Source organism: Segatella maculosa DSM 19339 = JCM 15638 (genome assembly GCF_000382385.1).
Lineage (GTDB): Bacteria > Bacteroidota > Bacteroidia > Bacteroidales > Bacteroidaceae > Prevotella > Prevotella maculosa.
Map to the genome: position 1 here is coordinate 1 of NZ_KB908325.1, position 19,148 is coordinate 19,148.

Here is a 19,148-nt window from a genome sequence, read left to right on the forward strand (position 1 = left end):
GCTGCCAATGAAAGTGATATGAAACACTTAGAAACACCCCTGAAGAAAGCTAAATTGCCACGGAAAGCACTTGTCTATGCCGATAAAGGATATGACTCGATGGAGAACAAAGAAACCCTCAAACGTATGAAACTTAAAAGTCGTATCATGCATAAGGGAACAAGAGGACATGAAATTACAGAAAGGCAGCAGCGTATCAACGTTGCTATAAGTAAGATACGCTACAAAGTAGAACGTACCTTTGGTTCTATGCATAGATGGTTTGGTGCTGGAATAGCAAGATACGTTGGACTTTCAAAAACACATGCGCAGCATATAATGGAGTCCATTGCCTACAACTTATACTGAACACCAGAGATTATGGTGTCAAATTGTATCAGATAAGGGGAAAATACACCGATAAAAAATTGTTATCTACTCAAAAATAACCTCCAACGGCATCTTTTGATCAAAAATATTCATTCTTCTAAGAGTGTATGGGTGAAAATTGAGAGGGTGGTAGGTTTTGCAGAGGTCTCGCTTTGCTCATTTTCTTCCCGAAAAACGTGCAAAAGGGGGGGGGTGACGGATTTTGTATCTTTGCAGAACAACTCTTTCAAGGCAAGAAGATGACTTTGACAGATATAATACCCACGCAAAGGAAACATTCCTAATTGGTCATTATAAATACTCATATTCAAATATTCTAATGACCAATTTAAGATAAAGTTTAAACAACTAAGTCGTTTGACAATAAGTAACTGAGAATGATTATAAAAGCGATTGAAAATAAGCACGAAGATCTTTCCAGTGATAATAGGGGAAGACATCTGTGCGTAATGCAAGATGTGCCTCTTTTTCGTTATGGAGGATCTTCACCAAGATATCATTCTTTTTATTCTTATAGAAAACAAACTGAACGTTGCCTGCCATGGGTACAGCCTTGAAATCACTCCACACCTTATAGACTTCATAAGGATTACTAACACTGACATCAAAGTGCTCAAGCTTGATGAATGCCAGCAATGGAATGATATTTCCATCATGACCGAATCTCAAGGTGGCTGCGATGTTCTTATTGGCAATTGCCTCATCGGCACTTTCTATGATATTCTTTACCAACGGCGCAGCTTTACCCGGACAAGCACCTTTTCCATCTGCATGGTTGGCACCATCAACATAAAACTTATAGTTGATGACCTGCCACAGGTCGAACAACTCACGATTGGTCAGCACTTGAGGCAACTGAATAGCGGTATCAATGTCCTGCATGTCAACAACTATCCAATAGAGTCCCCACATGAGTTCGCTTGGATTTACTTTCTTCAACACGTAGATGCTATCGCTAAAAATAGACTGACACATACGTTCGGGGCGTGTCTGAGCGAGTGAGAACTTGCGATATTCCTCCACCCAGGGACCATGCTTGCCATCGGCAAATGCATTGGAAGCTTTCGACTGCCAGTTCAAATATCTCACATATTTTTCACTGGCTTCAAGGTGCATGTCAAGTCCTGGTGACAATCCTTTGAGCTCATCGCAGAAGGCTGCCATGCTCATTGCACACCGCAAGGACATGGTAGATCTTGCAGAAACCTTCTTTGCCTTTCGAAAAACTTCAGGGTAATGGGCATACATGCGATGTGCAATTCCACGATGCTGACGCTCGCCTACCGAAGTTAGGTCACCGCCTCTGCCCTCTACCACGGGCCACAGTTCTTCGAGTTTAGTAAGCAAGTCGCGTCCCAAGTCGGTCAATGCCTGCTGCACCTGTGCATCCTTGAGCAAGTCTATAATCCATTTATAGTCCCTGTCGCCCAAGAGAAAACGAGAACCATGTCGGCCATAGTGGCTGATATAGAATGGCTGATAGCCTTTGGGAGCAGGAGTCTGCAAATGTTCCTCTACAGGATAAGCCAGGTAAACTCCTCCCGCCTTGGCAGGGTTGGCATCAATCTCTTCGAAAGAAGTCTGAGCCCAAGCCCCACCAAGGGGCAGGAGAAGCATGATAAGCAGGTATATTTTAATAGTTTTCATTCTGTTTCAAAGTTGGATTGTTGGTGAGTTCGGTTTCTGGTATTGGGAATAAAATGTATTTATCATCAACATCTGCACCTTGCTGCTGAGCAGCTTTCCAATCCCAGTTCTTTCCTTTTGTAAACTTTCCGAATCGAATGAGATCCGTACGACGCACAAGTTCTGACGCCAATTCGCGCTGACGCTCTGCAAGAATGAAATCAAGCGTAAGCTGTGAGGCAGTAATAGCACCACTCACATCAGAACGAACACCTGATTTAGCATATCGACCGCTCATATAGGCACGCTCACGAATCTCGTTCACATAGTTAAGGGCATCTGTCATTGAACCGCCTTGTGCCCCACGCAGGATAGCTTCTGCAGCAATGAGGTAAGCCTCACCGGTACGGAACATTGGGAAGTTGATAGAGGTATAGGCTTCACCTTGCGCCGGAATCTGATTTTCCTTAGTAACATTGCGCCATTTGATATAGCCATAACCACAGGTGAATGTGCTTGTCATTGCACCCTTATCATCATAAGTTTCCTTCTTTTGATTAGGGAGTGCGGTCATGAACTGCGCACGCTTGTCCTTTTTCTGATTACCCCACACATCGGTCTTGTCAAACAAAACATCATCAGTATCAAACGCATCTACAAGGGTTGCCTTGGCACGCACATTACCCCAACCACGTGAACCAACACCCGTCTTATAGAGTTCATTCATTGGACCATTTACAAAAGCCTTAACATAAAAGTTTGTTCCTGCCGAGCTCTGCGCTTTCTGTCCATCCTGACAAAGAGGCCAGATGATTTCAGAACACTGGTCATTATCAGCAAGGAAGATGTGACGATAGTCTGAAGCCAATGGGTAACCACCTTCATTGATGACTTTCTTGGCATAAGCAAGAGCATCAGTATAACGGTTTTCGCCTATCCATGTCTGTGCATTAAGATACATTCTTGACAGCAGAAACCATGCTGCAACCCTGTCTATTCTGCCATATTCGTTGCTGCGTGGTGCTTTCAAATCAGCATCAATGGCTTTTAGTTCACTTTCAGCAAATTCAAAGATTTGTTTTCTCTGCCACTGTACAGGGATTTCCTTTACACCCGTATTCTCGTCGATATAAGGAACATTACCAAAAAGGTCGCACAAGGTTGCATAGCAGTAAGCCCGAATGAAACGAGCCTCAGCACGATAGCTTGCATATTCACCTGACATTTTATCCCAGAGTCCACGCTTTTTCAGCTTATCCTCCGTGCATTCACGCAACACCTCATTGCAATAGGCAATACTCATGTATAGGCGCTGATAGGTCCAGGTGACTACAGGAGCATTAGAAGCATCCCATGACAGATTGAGCATTTTGCGAAGACCATTGGAAGAAGAAGGCATGAGGAAATTGTCGGTGTTCAGTTCCTGAAGATAGAACAACAGACGTACATACCCTGAATAGCCTTCATTTGCACCTTGCAAATCGCCATCTCCTCCATCGCCACCTTTCTGACCAGTTAGAATCATTGAGCTGTAACACTTTGCAAGCATACCGGCATATCCGTCTGTTGTGCTGTAGACTTCTTCGCTAACAATCTGGTTATCATCAAGTGGCATGGTATCAAGATCATTGAAACATGATGTAAATCCTAAACAAAATAGGATTGATATGACTGCGATGATTTTATTCTTATTCATAGTTGTATATTCTTGGGTAATTAGAAATTCAGATTCACTGATAAAGAGAATGTGCGTGGACGCGGGTAGACATCACGGTCGATACCATTCGCCAACTCGGGGTCAATACCCTTATAGCCTGTAAGCGTACAGACATTCTGTATGGCAAAAGCCAAACGGAGATCAGACTTATCGTTCCATAGTTTCTTAAAGGTATATCCCAACGTAATGTTGTCTAAACGGAAGAAATCACCTTTTTCAAGGAAGTAATCTGAATAGAGCTGCTGTACATCAAAGCCCAAATCCCGAGTAGAAGGAAGAATGTTAGAGAAGCTTCCTTGATCACTATACACCTGCTGCAAATATTGGTCAGCACGAATATAGTTATAAACATAGGCTCCGAAAGCACCATGAGCATTCAATCCCAAATACCAATTCTTATAGTTCACATGAGTATTAAAGCCTAAATATGCCTTGGGAAGTGCACTCTTGTCAGTAGCATAGCGGGTTTCCGTAGAGGATATTGAGCCATCAGGCTGCACATATTTCCCCTCTAAAGGCTTACCGTTATTATCGTATGCCTGCTTGGCAAGATAGAAGGTATATGGACGCTTGTCTACCATGAATACTTGAACATATTTTCCTGTACCTGAGATTGCACCCGTTTGAACAAAGTTAGACTCAGAGTCGATGGTGTTCAGTTTCGTAATCTTAGAAGTATTCCATGTGTAGTTCAGCCCTAAATCCCAAGTAAGATTTTTCGTGCGGATAGGTTGTGTATTGATAGAAAACTCTATACCTTTATTGTTCATCTCACCAATATTCGTAGTGAGAATAGAAGAGAAATTAGTTCCTGAAATCACATTGATAGTATTCAAGAGGTCTGTTGTATGGCGCTTATACAAATCAACAGTTCCATAGATGCGGTTATCCAGGAAACCATAATCGAAACCTACGTTCCAGGTTGCAGTTGTTTCCCACTTGATATCCGTATCGTAAGCATTCGGACGATAAGTGCGATACCATTTATCTCCAAAACGATAGCTTGCTTCAGGATAAGAAATTGTAAAAGTAGTCATGTAAGGATAGTCGTTAAGGATATCCTGTTGACCGGTTTCACCATAACTCAGACGCAGTTTCAAATTGCTCAAAACACGGTTGTCCTTGAGGAAATCCTCGCTGCTTACACGCCATGCCAATGCAACAGAAGGAAAGTAACCCCAACGATTGTCCTTAGCGAAACGTGATGATGCATCAGAACGCAAGGTGGCTGTCAGCATATACTTTTCATCATAGGTGTAGTTGACACGGCCATATAAAGAAAGCAAGTAATATTCAGACTCATAATGCGATGGAGAGAACAGTTCCTTACCTGTAGGTGAAAGTGTAGTGTCATCGTATTTTTTCCAAAAATGCTGCCATCCATAACCTACCATGGCACTGAAATCATGCTTCTTATCAAACACATGCCGATAGTTGGCATAGAGGTCTAAAAGCGTGTTGCGCTTATTCTGCGTACCATCATAATCCAATCCTGTCCCATCCTTCATGTTTGAAGTGTACATTGGTCCTGCCTTATCTGGGACATCCTTGGTATAAATGCTTTTGAGAATATCAAAACCAAGATTTGCATTCAACTGCAAGTCTTCAAAACCATGCATTTTATAGTTTACGGTGGCATTACCAATCGCACGGGATAGCTTATTGTTGAACTTCTGAAGTTCAAGTTGTGCCACAGGATTATCAGTCTGAATAGCCATTGGGGAACCGCCATTCATCCAAATAAAATATCCCAATCCAGGAGTGTTGCTGCCTCTTGCTCCAGTCATAACCGGACGCGTTGGGTCATACCGCAACGCATTATTTACAACATCGCCACTTACCATTGCATTATCTTCATACGAAGCCTTCAACTTCAAACCAACAGTGAGATGATTATCAAAGAATGTAGGATTTATACCACCATCAAACGTATAACGGCTATAGTGATTGGTTCTGATGATACCACTTTGGTTTGTATAACCTACAGAAACACGATACGGAGCCTTTTTCATCGCATTGCCTGAAAGCGAAACATTGTGCTCTGTACCAATAGCCGTACGGAAGATTTCATCTTGCCAATCAGTATTTGCAGTACCAAACGAAACACCGGAAGGGACACCAGTTACTGTTGGCACAAAGCGACGAAACTCGTCAGCTGTCAGTGGAGTAAGACGCTTGGCAATAACGCCCACTGAAACATTTCCATTATAATTCACCTTTATACCGCCTTCACTTCCCTTCTTGGTGGTAATCACAATTACACCATTCGAAGCTCGTGAACCATAGATAGCTGTAGCCGAAGCATCTTTCAATACAGTGAATGTCTCTATATCATTAGGGTTGATACCGCCCAAAACATTACCTCCACCCTCAATCGTCGAATTGTCGACAGGAACGCCATCAATAACAATCAATGGGTCGTTGCTTGCAGAAAGCGAAGCACCACTACGTATTCTGATTGTAGAACCTGTTCCGGGAGCACCTGAATTTGTGATAACATTCACACCAGCAATCTTCCCCACAAGAGCTTCCTGAGCAGTGTTCTGAACACCTTTATTAAGATCATCGCGATTGATTGCCGTTACAGAACCCGTAAGGTCCTTCTTTTTCACCTGACCATAACCAATCACTACGAGTTCGTTCAGCGTATTACTGTCTTCATTTAGTTTAAAGTTATAACTACGCTGATTACCTACCTTGAACTCCTGTTGATTATAACCTACATAAGAGATTACGAGTGTTACACCATTAGGAACGTCCAATTGGAAATTACCATCCATGTCTGTAACGGTAGCAATAGTACTGCCTTTAACCATTACCGTAGCACCAATGAGAGGTTCACCGCTGGCGTCGGTGACATTTCCACTAATCTTCTTTCCATCTTGTACAGCTGCAACCATTGAGGTTATGCCGCCATGTGTATGGCTTGAGGCAAAAGTACCTACAGGAATAATAAGCAATCCTGCCATACATAGCAAATGGAAGACATGCACATTTTGCCAAATAGAATCCGATTTTTTCATCGTCATAAATTTAAGATATAAAATATTAATAGTATATTCAATTGTATTTAGGTTTCAGCTTTTTTCAAATAAATTAGCCGAAACAAAAATACATCAAATATGAATCGTTGTCAAGTGGTATTTGATAAAAAGTAAGTATATAAAGAATGTTCCTTTACTAAATATCAATAACTTATATATTCAGGCTATAAACAAAATAGTAACTTTAAAGTAAGTCTTACTTTTCATAAAAGTCTTACCTTTTCAATCAATTCTTCACGAGAAGCACCAATATGTGAACGCACTTTCTGTCGATAGTTATATACCGTTTGCTTCGAGTAACCAAGAAATGAAGCTATCCGAATACTATCGGTAATCCCCAAACGAACCAATGCATAAATCCTCAACTCAGGCGAAAGGATTTCACCTTCCTTGGGCAGGAACGTCGTTCCATCAGTGATGAGTCTATTGAAATCAGTAATAAAATCGGGAAACAACTTTAGGAAGATTGTATCGAAAAGACGATAAAGTTCCTTCTTATACTTCAATGCTACAGGTGATTCAAGAGTTGCCAGCAGTTCATGAGTTTTACGCGTTTTCATTTTTGTAAGCAAACTAAGACGATAAGCCTCCAACTCATTAATATATATAGAACAAATATTAAAAAGCTGAGCAATATATTCTTCTTTGAGGTTATTATCTTCTTGAAGCTGTTCATTTAACAAAGCAAGTTCTTTGTTCTTAGCCTCAATAAAGACATCATTCTCTTGCAATTTAATATTCTTTACTTCAAGTTCATTTCGCAAAATAGACAAGCTTCGGTTTCGTTTTAAAACAAGGATAACCATGGTTACTAACACCAAAAGTAAAAAGCCAAGCGTTACAATATAAATGATGAATGTCGTACGTTTCTCTTCCACCACCTTATCATGAGCAGCTGTAATGATTGGGAGAAGGCCTGCCACATTGGTTAACCTACTCTTAGCCTTACTTTGCATAATATCATTCATGCAAACCGTCATATACCGGTAAGCACGGTCTATATCCCCTCTCTCATAAAGCATTCGGGAAAGGTCCTGGAGAGCAGTATAACTCTTGTTTCCCACCAATTTATCCAAAATTGCAGCCTTAGCAAGAAAACACATACTATTATTTTTATATCCCGCAGCAGCATATAACTCTGAAGCCACTGCACACGCTGAAGCATCATTCCAAACACTATCAGGATATTTCTTTTCATAACTGCGAAACAAGTTTATCGCTTGATTATACCGCCCATCTAAACGCAGAATCATACTCTGATTGCATACAGACATCATCGTATTTGGAATCTCATAGACAGCCATTGAATCCCTATACCGACGTTGCATAAGGCGATAAAACCTTTGTTCTTCGCTACTCCTCTCCTCTTTCAGCAAAGAAAAATAAATTCCATGAAGCATATTGTAATATTGTTTGCCATGTATACGGATATAGCTTCTATCCATATTCCGCAGAACATTCAGCGCCTCGTCATATCTTGCAAGCTTCTTATATGCATCGGCAATATTCAGCATGGAACTCTGTATCTTCTCATAATCGCCCATCTTCTTTGCTAACAACCAACCTTCTTTCGCATAGATAAACATCGAATCAAGATTATACTTCTTGTATTGGCTGAAAAGGTCCACGCAAATCTCATACCGATTCTTGTCATTCACTGCTTCATCAAACATCTTGAGCGACTTTTCTATTGATTTCCTCTGTTTGCGGTCTATATCACTTGATAATGCTATGGCCTCATCAAGTTTATACAACAATGATTGTAAATTATGCTCTTCACATTGCATTGGCAATGAGAACAAGAAAAATATCATAGCAATTAGAATTCTTTTCATCAGTATATTATAGTTATTGGACGTAAGATACTTTTGGCATTACTTTCATCTACATACAAATATAACAACATTTCCGCCAAACATCAAATCATCATGGTGCTATATGTCCCCAATTAATGATTTTTATATTCTAAAAAGCACAATGTATAAGCTTATTCCGAATAAGAACTGACTTCACCGATACCAGCAGCAACGACCTTATGTAAGAAGAAATATAGGAGAACAACAACTGTATCAAGACAGAGATGAAACAGATTGTAAAAGATGGGCCTGAGTGGACTAAAAATCATTCAAAGCTTGCACATTAGCGCAAATGCAAGAAAAGTTTACTCATGCTTGTATTTCATGTAGAACGAGCAATGTTATGTGAGAGAAAAAAAAACAGTTAAAAACTTGCAAATCGAGTGCAGAATTTTGTATCTTTGCATTCAGCAAAAATATATTAAAAATTCTGCGAAAAAAGAAAACTCAAATAGAAATTTAAATAAATTAACAAATTAGGCCATTGATAATCAACCTGTTAACGTTCCTAAGAACAATGAACAAGAACAAGAACAAAAAAAAGACGACGAAAAGAGTAGAAAAAGTCAACGACGTCGACGACGTTGTTCTCGAAGAAAAGGAATACCTCCCCCAACCACTCAGATACCTCCCCCAACCACTCCGAAGGAAGGGAGCGCAAATTGCTTGCAAACCTGATATTCCTCCCCAGATATTGCTACAAACGAGCCCTCAAATACGGGCACAAAAGCGGCTTGCTTGCTCAATACCTCTCACTGTATTCACGGCGAGAGCAGACGCTGTATTACGTCCGCCATGCCCACAAGGTCGGTCTCCCTCCCTTTGGGAGGGTCGGGGTAGGTTTTTGGAGGACAGGGCTGGGCATCGCCTTGCAATCCCAGCCACTTTGCCATGCAATCTCAACCATTCTACGTGTCAATCTCAGCCACTTTGCAAGGCGATATAGCCTACACTAGCAGTGATGAATTCAAGTACGAGTGTATGTTGCGACTCAAGTTACCGTATAGTCTTTTCAATCTGATGGCTCTGATTGTCGTTACAACAAACCGTTCTTTGCATCAGCGTTCAGCCTTATGTTAAATTTCACATTGATGTACATAATTAGAGAAATCTATCTATTATATGAAGAAATCTAATGCAAAAGTATTAAACATAAGAGAAATGGCACATACATGTGGAGGATTTAATCACCACACAAAGAATCTTCGGAGTCGTAAGACAAGACAAGAACAACTTAGTGCAGTAGCAGATAATGATTCTATACAAGTTAAAATTGATGGCACAATAACTTTCGATAAAGAAAAACAAAACTTTTTGTACATTTTGGCTTAATCGTTGTAAACAAACGTAATATAACTAATATCGATTATGAAAAAAAATAAAGTAAGTTCAATGAATTTTCAGCAGATATTTGGTATTTGAGATAGTGGTATGGGAATCACTATAAAAGATATAAAATTTCATATGATTAGAAAACAGAAAAATAGTCAAGTGGTGATGGCGCAGGATCAGTCAATTGAAATATCTGATACTGTGACAGATGAAAGTTAAAATATTGATTTTTATAAGTAATCTTGAATACGACTCAAGGCACACTTAAATTTAATGGATGATGATATATATACCGAAAATCATAATTCTGATGGTTATGTTATTGAATTTTAACAATGTATATAGCCAAATGCTAAATAAGGAGCGTATAGTTTCTATATTGAATGAGGCGCACCAAATGGATCAAGCACCACGATATATTATAGATAGTTTGATGCGTGCTGGAGAAAATGATGGTAATAAGTATTATGAAGCAATATTAAAGATGAATCATAATGATAGCCTTAATCAAAAAACTATTTTACCTTTAATAGATTCAATATATGAGTTGCAGATTTATGATCTTGATTCTACTGCCTATAATACTTGCTGGGAAATAATTCAACATTCACCAAATGAGGTTTTATCAAAATATTATGATTTTGTCAATAATTTGCTTAAAAAAGGTTTGATACCAAGGAGTTCATATATGGCTTATATTGACCGAGTTGAAGTTGAAAGTTCAAGACCTCAACTTTATGGTTACCAATTCCATCGTTTTACTAACGGTGCAGTGACACAGTATCCGCTTTTAAAAGGTTATAAAAAGCGATGGGAAAAAATGGGGTTAGAATATTGTGAAAATAATCTTATCCCCTCAGAGTATAAGGCAAATTTAAAGGATAAGATTTGTATTGATAGAAAGCAGTTTGCTATTATAGGGCTTATCGAAAATCATTTTTTCGACTCTGATGTTAACAATATTTCAATAACGATAAACGGTACCAACAAAATAAATATAGATTCTAATGGACTATTTAAAATGGTCGTTAAGAAAAAAGATTTACCATTAGTTATCTATTTTACAATAGCTGGAAGAAGTAAAAGTTTTACAGTTGAAAAGGTCCAAGATAAAAGTTTTATTATGCTGAATTGCATTTTTAGTGATAATACAATAGACATAATGAAAGAATGAAATAACTATTTGGTTGAGTTAAATTAAGGCATATTTATCTCTCCGATATACATATATGTCAGCTTCTTAATTATCATTTTACGAAATAATGACTATATTTGCAACATATACAAAATAGCTGGTTTATGAAGAAAAAGGCACCTAAATTAAGTCGCAGGACTCTGAAGAAAGCTGTCAAGACCTTACGGTTCATTTCTTAGTTCTGCTTTATTGCAGCCATCTTGCTTACCCGTATGGACTTAACGTTTGAAAATTTCATGATGACAGGTGCATTGCTTTTCATCAGCTTTGTTTCTTACCTACTGAAAGTAGGTACAAAGACCGAAATAGAATTTTTAAATATCGAAGAAGGGAAAGACTGTCCGTGGTGGTATGCGCCACTCACTCCGTGGTGGCAAGGTGCACTTTAAGTCGGTTGTTGTTTGATTCCACTCTTTCCTAAAAACTCTTCTTTGGTTCGTTCCAAACATAAATCATCTGAAAAATCCAAACGGCGGAAGATATTGAGCAGCTTATTACTGATATTATCGAGTTGCCAATTCGTCCTCAAGACTTCAGTTGTTCGACCTTTAAGGCGTTCTTTGTCAATATCCCAAAGAGACTTCAAAACAGAGATACCCGTTGATCCGATCGAGAGACGCTCATTGTTGAGATAAATTCTCAACATCATAGGTTTCTTCCCTTCTTTGTTCACATAATTACTTCTAAGATATAAGGTTGACTTAAAAGTTTACTTTATAAATATTTGTTTTTAATTGTAGCCATAGTATGGATTTTGTGTATCTACACTACTCCAAAAGAAGGAAATAATACAAAACAAAAATATCATAACTCCTTGAAGTTATGACATTTATTGTTTTCTTTAGAAATCTCTGCTATTATTTTCAGAGTACTTAAAGCGGTGCGTACGAGATTCGAACTCGTGACCTCCTGCGTGACAGGCAGGCATTCTAACCAACTGAACTAACGCACCAAGGTGCTGATTGCGGCAAAATAAAGGCGGTGCGTACGAGATTCGAACTCGTGACCTCCTGCGTGACAGGCAGGCATTCTAACCAACTGAACTAACGCACCAAATGGCCTTGCGCTAAATTGCGAGTGCAAAAGTAATGATAATATTTTATTCCGCAAAACTTTTTATGCCCTTTTTTGGAAAAAATATTGCAGCAAATAGGCTTCCCGATACGTATCATTGGCATGCAGCCAATCTTTCAATACGGCACCATCTTCGAACCCCAAGGACTTGAAAAGTTTTAGGGAGACTTCGTTCTCCACGGAAATAACGCCATAGACTTGATGCAGATGGACCACCTCGCGGGCATAATCCAACGCAAGCCGCAAGGCTTCGGTAGCATACCCCCGGCGACGGTAACGCTCTTGAATGACTACACCCACTTCTGCCCTACTGTGCCGTGGGTCGAAATTCACCAAATCCACCATTCCGACGCAAGCTCCTTCGACATTCTCTATCATCAGTCTCACCTGTTTATCCGCATAAATATCACCCGTAGCATTGGCGATATAATCATGCAAAAGATAGCGGGAATATGGCACATTGACAACACCCACGCACCACGTTCCCGGGTCGTTCTCAATCTGATAAAGCACATCGAGATCCTCTGGCTCCATAGCCCTTAGTCGTATTCTACCCTTCATAACGTATCACTTCTTTTGCCGTAATCAGCGTTCCATGGCGATAAGTGCCCAACGAACAGTGGCCGTCGAAACGCAAAACCATGTCTTTTAGAATGAAAGCATAGTCGAAAGTCTCTGTGTCATAAACAATATAGGCGACTCCGCTACCTGCATCGGGCAAGAAATCTGGCATATCCGAGGGACTTCCTGCTACGAACCGAGCTCTCAAATCATTGTTTTCTGCCAACTGACGACACTCATCCAACATTTTTTTCCTACCGATAAAAACATAGCTGGCCTCGTTTTTCTTATGTGAAGACAATCCAAAAGCATGCAAAACACCACTTATCATCTGCCCGACCAAGGCCGTAAAAGCTTTTAAAAAGATGGCCACCTTCACGGGAATGCTAATCAAAGAGGCGGCGGTGTAGTGCTTACACATGAAAACGAGCATGGCCTTATAGAACACATGCACATAACGAAACGACGACTTCTCGGTACTCTCGCCCTTATAATGGAGGATATCAAGCGGTAAATACCAATTCTGCCATCCCTTTTGAAGCAGTTGATAACTCAACTCAATGTCTTCCCCATACATGAAATAGTCCTCGTCCAATAACCCCGCCTGAAACAAGGCCTCACGGCGCAGCAAACAGAAAGCACCGCTGACCACTTCGATCTGCTGCGGACTGTCCCACAGCAGGCCACCCATGTAATAATGTGCGAAACGACTGCTTTCCGGAAAACGCTTGCATAGTCCCACCATCTTATAAAAAGCCGTCATGGGTGTCGGAATACCGCGTCTGCTTTCCATTGCTCGCTTTCCACCAGCCTTAAGCATGCTAACACCTACGGCCCCAGCCTTGGAATGGTTTTCCATGAAAGCCAAAGCCTCCCTTAACACCTGCTCGCCAACAATAGTATCAGGGTTCAACAGCAACACATAGTCGCCCCTGCTTTGCCTAACGGCCATGTTGTTGGCACGGGCAAAACCCAGATTATGACTGCTTTGAACAAACCTGACACTGGGAAACAGTGGCTTTAAATAAGCTACACTACCATCTTTCGAATGATTGTCTACAACAATGACCTCGGCCTCAATCCCTTCCACGGCACGACATAAGGAGCACAGACACTGCTCCAGATAAAATTTCACGTTGTAGTTGACAATAACGACCGAGAGTTGCATAGTCCGTTCCAAGAGAAAGTGTTTCAACCGTTCGCAATCGCAGCGTACTCATCTTCACAACGCGCTTTCGTGGGAAGAATAAAGCATGCAGACAGAAAGAGAATGATACCCATGTAGCCAAAAGCCACATTCATAAACAAATAATAAAAAACGACATTGGCCAGCATCGGCAGCAAAATCATCTCCAAACGCACGAGCGAACAAATGAGAAACATGCGAAGATGAGGGTCGTTATCGTTCTTGACGGCATTCCGAATACATCGGAACTTGAATAAACGCAGGGCAACCGGAATGACACAGATGGTCAGAATCTCCATCAACGAAGCAAAGATGAACTCCTGATTGGCATCGGCATGTCCTGTTCCTAAGATTTCAAACACATCGTTCTCATTGATGACAACCCACGATAATGCCATCATCAACGGCACAAGATAGCCAACGAGAAGAATCTTCTGTATGCGTTTCATTGCTTAAAAAATGCGTTTCATTGCTTAAAAGGGGTTCGGTTAATGATTGAACGACCGAGCGTCACCTCGTCGGTATACTCCAATTCGTCACCTACGGAGATGCCCCGGGCTATCACACTGACCGCAACATCAAAACCAGCGAGCTTACGTGAGATATAGAAATTGGTCGTATCGCCCTCCATCGTAGAGCTCAATGCAAGGATAACTTCCTTGATTTTCCCGCTTTTCACGCGCTCCACAAGCGACTCTACCGCGATGTCATTGGGGCCAATGCCGTCCATCGGCGAGATAATTCCACCCAAAACATGGTACAATCCATTGTATTGTTGGGTTTTTTCTACAGCCATCACGTCCTGAATGTTCTCCACCACACAAATCGTTGTGTCGTCTCTTCGAACGTCAGAACAGATGGGACACACCTCCGTATCACTGATATTGTGACACACTCGGCAGTATTTCACCTCATGTTTCAGTGTCGTGATGGCCCGACCGAACGCATCCACCTCTTCATCTTCACGTCGGAGCATATACAACACCAACCGCAAAGCCGACTTACGCCCTATACCCGGCAACTTGGAAAACTCGCTTACGGCTTTCTCCAACAATGCCGAGGGGTACTTGTCCGTCATAGATTCAGAGATAAACGCCTATTCCTACCTTCAAACCTATCGTGGAATATTGGCTGTGGTCCTTGAAACTTTGGTCGTAATAAATAGCCGGTTCGATGGTAACCGTGCCGCTGACGAAGAAAGCATAGCCCACTTCAACTCCCGGCATGAAGTCATTATAGTTCTTAATGTGCACGAATTTAGTATTTGCACCAAGGAAAATACCATTCTGTTCAATATAATATCGTGCGCCGACACCAGTCATAAAACGATTTGGTGTCAAGGCATTCGAGTTCATTTGAAAGTCTATCAACCCCAGCAACATCAGGTCATCGGTGAAGAAGTAGCCCAACTTTCCCTGCACACCGAGGTTCAAATTGTCGGCTCCACTATAGCTCATGTTCAAGCCGGTCAGTGAAGCTCCGGCATAAAACTTACCTTCTTCAAACTGCGCATGGGCGGTGATGGCCATCAACAAGGCTGCCACAAACAAGATAATTTTCTTTTTCATCGTTCTTTTTCTCTTATAAAACGCTAATTATATGAATTCTTTCAACAGAAGTAATGCTGCAAATTTAGTGATTTTATCACAGCCCGCAAAATTTTGAATGGCTTTATTTATACACAAAGAAAGTTCCTCCATCGGTGCCGGCATACTTTTTCAACAAATCAAGAATATATCCCGCGTTGGCCTTTACCCGCTTTTCATCGCCGTCATAGCCATTGATGAGCACCAAAAGATGCGTTGTTTTGTCCGTTATCTTCGTGCGTTCATGGTCACTGGTCGGCGTTCCTACGCCCCCGATTTCATCGCGATAGACGGGCAATCCCTCTATATTGAGCAGTCCACGCCCTATTCCTTCGTAGGGTTCACCGGCTTTTCCGATGCCCAAGGTCAGCCTTTCTCCCACGATTTTATCGGCATCAAAGCCACCGATACTATAGCCATAGGCCATCGAAGCAAGGTTAATCAAGTCCACCAAAGTGTCGATTTGATAGAGCGCTTTGCCCTGTAACAGCCTTCGAATCAAGGCTTCTGAGGCCGGACGATAGCGTGATGGGTCTTTCCCTGAAGCCCGATATACACGACGGGTTGCCGCAATTCCGCTAATATTCTTCAACGTTTCGGTGGTGAGTTCCGTCCGAATTCGCTTGCCAAAAGCGTGGATTTCGTCCCACAAACTACCGTTATAGGGCGAGTTGACGACCTTTGCTTCCACACAAGCCCCAACAAATTCGGGGCAAACCTTCGCTATTTCTTTGCTTACAATGATTTCCATAACGACTACAAATGTAGGCAAAAAAATCAAGAAACATAGGCTTTCATTTCACAAAACAAATCAAGTGCCCTATTATGTCCTAAACTTTATGGGCACAGCAAAAACTTTATGGGCACAGCAAACCTGCAACGAACGGGTCGTCCGTCCTTGATGGCAGGCTTGAAACGCGGAAGCTGTCGCCACACTTTCAAGGCTTCGATTTCAAAAGGCACATCGGTTCTATGAACCAATTGGGGACATGAGAGCGTGCCATCGGCCTCAACGACAAACTGAATGACCACTTTCCATTGCCCACATGACTCCTGAGCTACGGCCGGCCACAGCAAATGATCGATTAAGAACTTGAACATTGCCTGCTGACCACCCGGAAATTCGGGCATTGTATCGCAGACTTCGTAAATCCGTCCACGTGTTTCTCGCCAGCCATTCAGCTTGAAAAAGAAGGAAGGGACAGCCATTCTACACTCGCCATCTATGTGATATTGCTCCCAAGGATAGACCGAAACCAACGACGAAACAACGATTTCTTTCAATCGTTTTTGGGCAGATAGGGATAGTGAATCGGGCCACATGCGCATGATTTCTACCCTGCATGAGTCGGCCATTTGGCCCCAACGCGAAGGGAACAACCGTGCTTGCAGCACTATCGAATGGCCTTCCAACTCGGGAATATCGGCCAAAGGAATATGATTTTCGATGGAATCGGGGTGGAAAAGCTGCATGGGTGACAGCCCCACAAGCTTCTCATTGCGAAACGTTCTCTGCTTTGTAACATTCCCATTCAGCACATCTGCCATCGTTTCCTGCACGTAATTGCGGTCGAAACCATCGTGCACATAGCGCACAAGATCGCCTCTTCCGTAGCGCAAGGTGCCCGAAACCCACTTGGCAACCACGTGCCCATGCTTGAGATAGGCCTTGAAAATGCGATTGAAACTGCATTTGTCAAGCATCGCATAACCATCACCTTTCTTCGAAACATAGCCCACACTGTCTAACAACAATTGCCCGTTTGCTATCGTCCAATAACCTTTGAAACCGTCCCAATTAGAGGTCCTGGAACCTTTTTCCTTGTCAACAAGGCCCTGTAACGATTGAAACAACGTTTCATTCTGCACTATCGGTCGTGCCAACAACGCATAGGCGATGCCGTCAACATAAACAACATCCGCCTCTTGTGCTGTCGCAAAGCCCCGCAAGGTTAATGCCGTAAGCCATAAAATCAAAAGCAAACGTCGCCTCATAAACTTAAAATTCAAGGCCGTTGATACGCACCCATGAAACAAATGGCACCAAAACGATTGGTCACTACATAGAGAAACGGATGGTTGCAAAGCACAAAACGTTTCTTCAATTCCTTCTTCTTAGGTTGTTCAGTGGCACTAAGCACAGCGACTTCCACCGTAGTTTGGGCCTCAGCATGGGTGCGCTGCTCATTGAAATCAATCCGAACTTCCTGCTTGACACCATCAACATAGGCCCGTTCTGCCACCATATTGGAGAGGTTGGCAAGCTTCATATCAAAAGCATCTTGCACGCCTAACTGCCTCAGAACGCCTTTCATGTCATTTTCTTTGGCTGCACTGAACTTCGGAAACCATAGGCTCACGTCGGCCAACTCCATTTGTTTCGCAGCCTGTCGCCATGCCGTAGCATTCAAATTCGGCACAATCTGCCCCAATTTCTTCCCCATCTTAGGCAGCAATACATAGAGATTGAAGTTGCCTTTATACGGAATCTTAACCAACTGATAATCTTCTGTTTCCATATAATTGAGGTCGAATTGGCCCTTCATCAGCGGCACTTTGGTTGCCTTTCCCTGTTCGGTCGTGAACGTATGAGGCTGCGTTTCCATTGGTTCGAACTCCTCTTTCCAAGCCCCATCAAATGTCAATATATTGCTAAGAATGAGCTTTTGAGTCTCTTTTCCCGCTTCAATCGTTGCAAAATAACTTTGTATCATGCGCTCTTCAAAGGCAGACAGCAACGCAACATCGGCCCCGACCACGAGCTTGTTGGCGCTTGTCAGCGTGGCAACCTCGTCATCAGGGCTTTCAGAATGGCTTTTCACCGTAGCTGCATCGGCCAACAACATCTTACGGCATAGACTGTCTGCCAGTCCTTCTCGGCCCAAAACACGACTGATTTGCTGTTGTGTCATGCCCTCGGCACCTGCATTCAGCATATTCAAAGCATAGCAAAGACCGAGCGGAGAAACCAAGAAGTTCTCTTGATTACGGTGCATTTCGTGGAGCAATTGAAAGGCCACACCATTCACCATACTGTCAATTTGGGTGCATTCCGTGCCGTTTGCCTTGAACAAACCATACTTCCCGGCTGCCTCTTCCTGCAATGTCGGTGCCTTACATGCCACAAAAAGCACAGCCAAAGACCCTATATACCACTTTGTTTTCATCATGCGTCGATAAGATTTTTATTTGAAAAATGTAAAAACTGTCGTTGTCTTAATCATGTTCTTCTTTGCAAAGATAAAGCTTTTTTGTGCAGATTGGTTCAAATGATGCCCTAAATTTGAAACTCATCTCTGATTTTAAAAAGAAAGGGGAAGCCTAAACTTGCAGACTTCCTATGGCGTATAAAAGTGCAAACTTAGTGCTCTTTCGGTTTTTAGAGCCTGAAACAGGGCCTCTCTTTTGTCAATTTTTACTCCCTATTTTTAACACTTCGAGAGGTGATGAAATAGAAATAAGGAGACCCTAAAACGGACTTTCCTGCAATGGTTTTATGCTATTGAGGGTCGTTTTCCATCACTTTCCGACGCAACATGCCCCATATTTGCATGCAAAATGAGCCTTATCGCACATCAAAATAAGCCATGTGATGACCATAA

17 protein-coding genes, 2 tRNA genes and 1 pseudogene are annotated in these 19,148 nt (G+C 41.9%); 4 read left to right on the forward strand and 16 right to left on the reverse strand.

Annotated elements, in window-relative coordinates; all coding sequences use genetic code 11:
• Positions 1 to 348: transposase (locus H164_RS14455; RefSeq protein ID WP_019968033.1), on the forward strand; the 348-nt coding region annotated here is incomplete at its 5' end.
• 402 nt (positions 349 to 750) lie between these two features.
• On the opposite strand, the gene H164_RS0107450 is transcribed toward H164_RS14455, so the two are convergent.
• The 5 genes from H164_RS0107450 to H164_RS16065 all read right to left on the reverse strand — a co-directional run bounded on the left by H164_RS0107450 (position 751) and on the right by H164_RS16065 (position 9,505).
• Positions 751 to 2,016: a histidine-type phosphatase gene (locus H164_RS0107450; RefSeq protein ID WP_019968035.1), complete on the reverse strand. Its 1,266-nt coding sequence runs from the start codon at positions 2,014 to 2,016 to the stop codon at positions 751 to 753.
• The gene (locus H164_RS0107455; RefSeq protein WP_026356278.1) at positions 2,003 to 3,691 is read right to left on the reverse strand and encodes a RagB/SusD family nutrient uptake outer membrane protein; all 1,689 of its coding nucleotides are present in this window, start codon (positions 3,689 to 3,691) and stop codon (positions 2,003 to 2,005) included. Before H164_RS0107455 ends, H164_RS0107450 begins: the two co-directional genes overlap by 14 nt.
• A gap of 20 nt (positions 3,692 to 3,711) precedes the next feature.
• A complete protein-coding gene (locus H164_RS0107460; protein WP_019968037.1) occupies positions 3,712 to 6,612 on the reverse strand; it encodes a SusC/RagA family TonB-linked outer membrane protein in 2,901 nt (966 codons plus the stop codon).
• A 347-nt stretch (positions 6,613 to 6,959) separates the two neighbouring features.
• Positions 6,960 to 8,591 (reverse strand): DUF6377 domain-containing protein, encoded by a 1,632-nt coding sequence (locus H164_RS0107465; RefSeq protein WP_051082189.1) that lies wholly within the window; start codon positions 8,589 to 8,591, stop codon positions 6,960 to 6,962.
• A gap of 782 nt (positions 8,592 to 9,373) precedes the next feature.
• Complete coding sequence (locus tag H164_RS16065) at positions 9,374 to 9,505, reverse strand: hypothetical protein (protein WP_282705206.1); 132 nt, start codon at positions 9,503 to 9,505, stop codon at positions 9,374 to 9,376.
• A gap of 229 nt (positions 9,506 to 9,734) precedes the next feature.
• On the opposite strand from H164_RS16065, the gene H164_RS0107475 reads away from it, so the two are divergent.
• The 3 genes from H164_RS0107475 (at position 9,735) to H164_RS15500 (ending at position 11,528) form a co-directional block, all read left to right on the forward strand.
• Entirely contained in the window at positions 9,735 to 9,944 is a 210-nt protein-coding gene (locus tag H164_RS0107475; protein ID WP_019968040.1) for a hypothetical protein, read from the forward strand.
• Between the two features lie 310 nt (positions 9,945 to 10,254).
• Positions 10,255 to 11,118 carry a hypothetical protein gene (locus H164_RS0107485; protein ID WP_154652124.1) on the forward strand — a complete coding sequence of 288 codons (864 nt, stop codon included), beginning with the start codon at positions 10,255 to 10,257 and terminating at the stop codon, positions 11,116 to 11,118.
• A gap of 233 nt (positions 11,119 to 11,351) precedes the next feature.
• A complete protein-coding gene (locus H164_RS15500) occupies positions 11,352 to 11,528 on the forward strand; it encodes a hypothetical protein (RefSeq protein WP_019968043.1) in 177 nt (58 codons plus the stop codon).
• Between the two features lie 23 nt (positions 11,529 to 11,551).
• On the opposite strand, the pseudogene H164_RS0107495 reads toward H164_RS15500, so the two are convergent.
• From H164_RS0107495 to H164_RS0107545, 11 genes and pseudogenes are all read right to left on the reverse strand, one after another.
• Positions 11,552 to 11,845: pseudogene (locus tag H164_RS0107495) on the reverse strand (Arm DNA-binding domain-containing protein); the annotation flags it as partial.
• A gap of 172 nt (positions 11,846 to 12,017) precedes the next feature.
• Positions 12,018 to 12,091, reverse strand: a tRNA-Asp gene (locus H164_RS0107500).
• 27 nt (positions 12,092 to 12,118) lie between these two features.
• Positions 12,119 to 12,192: transfer RNA gene (locus H164_RS0107505), tRNA-Asp, on the reverse strand.
• 63 nt (positions 12,193 to 12,255) lie between these two features.
• Entirely contained in the window at positions 12,256 to 12,774 is a 519-nt protein-coding gene (locus H164_RS0107510; protein ID WP_026356279.1) for a GNAT family N-acetyltransferase, read from the reverse strand.
• Complete coding sequence (locus H164_RS0107515; protein WP_019968046.1) at positions 12,764 to 13,942, reverse strand: glycosyltransferase family 2 protein; 1,179 nt, start codon at positions 13,940 to 13,942, stop codon at positions 12,764 to 12,766. The genes H164_RS0107510 and H164_RS0107515 overlap by 11 nt, the downstream gene beginning before the upstream one ends.
• A gap of 23 nt (positions 13,943 to 13,965) precedes the next feature.
• Positions 13,966 to 14,409 carry a hypothetical protein gene (locus H164_RS0107520; RefSeq protein WP_019968047.1) on the reverse strand — a complete coding sequence of 148 codons (444 nt, stop codon included), beginning with the start codon at positions 14,407 to 14,409 and terminating at the stop codon, positions 13,966 to 13,968.
• 17 nt (positions 14,410 to 14,426) lie between these two features.
• Positions 14,427 to 15,038: a recombination mediator RecR gene (gene recR, locus H164_RS0107525; RefSeq protein WP_008566097.1), complete on the reverse strand. Its 612-nt coding sequence runs from the start codon at positions 15,036 to 15,038 to the stop codon at positions 14,427 to 14,429.
• Positions 15,039 to 15,042: 4 nt separating this feature from the next.
• Positions 15,043 to 15,528, reverse strand: coding sequence for an outer membrane beta-barrel protein (locus tag H164_RS0107530; RefSeq protein WP_008566096.1), 486 nt, complete (start codon positions 15,526 to 15,528; stop codon positions 15,043 to 15,045).
• Positions 15,529 to 15,631: 103 nt separating this feature from the next.
• The gene (locus tag H164_RS0107535) at positions 15,632 to 16,297 is read right to left on the reverse strand and encodes a B3/B4 domain-containing protein (RefSeq protein WP_019968048.1); all 666 of its coding nucleotides are present in this window, start codon (positions 16,295 to 16,297) and stop codon (positions 15,632 to 15,634) included.
• 86 nt (positions 16,298 to 16,383) lie between these two features.
• Positions 16,384 to 17,541 carry an energy transducer TonB gene (locus H164_RS0107540; protein WP_036872690.1) on the reverse strand — a complete coding sequence of 386 codons (1,158 nt, stop codon included), beginning with the start codon at positions 17,539 to 17,541 and terminating at the stop codon, positions 16,384 to 16,386.
• Positions 17,542 to 17,552: 11 nt separating this feature from the next.
• Complete coding sequence (locus H164_RS0107545; protein WP_019968050.1) at positions 17,553 to 18,716, reverse strand: serpin family protein; 1,164 nt, start codon at positions 18,714 to 18,716, stop codon at positions 17,553 to 17,555.
• Between the last annotated feature and the right edge of the window lie 432 nt (positions 18,717 to 19,148).

Coding starts and splice junctions, on each gene's coding strand:
- recR (WP_008566097.1), bottom strand. CDS start 15,038: ATGACGGACAAGTACCCCTCGGCATTGTTGGAGAAAGCCGTAAGCGAG.
- H164_RS15500 (WP_019968043.1), top strand. CDS start 11,352: ATGGACTTAACGTTTGAAAATTTCATGATGACAGGTGCATTGCTTTTC.
- H164_RS0107520 (WP_019968047.1), bottom strand. CDS start 14,409: ATGAAACGCATACAGAAGATTCTTCTCGTTGGCTATCTTGTGCCGTTG.
- H164_RS0107450 (WP_019968035.1), bottom strand. CDS start 2,016: ATGAAAACTATTAAAATATACCTGCTTATCATGCTTCTCCTGCCCCTT.
- H164_RS0107465 (WP_051082189.1), bottom strand. CDS start 8,591: ATGAAAAGAATTCTAATTGCTATGATATTTTTCTTGTTCTCATTGCCA.
- H164_RS16065 (WP_282705206.1), bottom strand. CDS start 9,505: ATGGCAAAGTGGCTGGGATTGCAAGGCGATGCCCAGCCCTGTCCTCCA.
- H164_RS0107475 (WP_019968040.1), top strand. CDS start 9,735: ATGAAGAAATCTAATGCAAAAGTATTAAACATAAGAGAAATGGCACAT.
- H164_RS0107535 (WP_019968048.1), bottom strand. CDS start 16,297: ATGGAAATCATTGTAAGCAAAGAAATAGCGAAGGTTTGCCCCGAATTT.
- H164_RS0107460 (WP_019968037.1), bottom strand. CDS start 6,612: ATGGTTGCAGCTGTACAAGATGGAAAGAAGATTAGTGGAAATGTCACC.
- H164_RS0107545 (WP_019968050.1), bottom strand. CDS start 18,716: ATGATGAAAACAAAGTGGTATATAGGGTCTTTGGCTGTGCTTTTTGTG.
- H164_RS0107530 (WP_008566096.1), bottom strand. CDS start 15,528: ATGAAAAAGAAAATTATCTTGTTTGTGGCAGCCTTGTTGATGGCCATC.
- H164_RS0107455 (WP_026356278.1), bottom strand. CDS start 3,691: ATGAATAAGAATAAAATCATCGCAGTCATATCAATCCTATTTTGTTTA.
- H164_RS0107540 (WP_036872690.1), bottom strand. CDS start 17,541: ATGAGGCGACGTTTGCTTTTGATTTTATGGCTTACGGCATTAACCTTG.
- H164_RS0107485 (WP_154652124.1), top strand. CDS start 10,255: ATGGTTATGTTATTGAATTTTAACAATGTATATAGCCAAATGCTAAAT.
- H164_RS0107510 (WP_026356279.1), bottom strand. CDS start 12,774: ATGAAGGGTAGAATACGACTAAGGGCTATGGAGCCAGAGGATCTCGAT.
- H164_RS0107515 (WP_019968046.1), bottom strand. CDS start 13,942: ATGCAACTCTCGGTCGTTATTGTCAACTACAACGTGAAATTTTATCTG.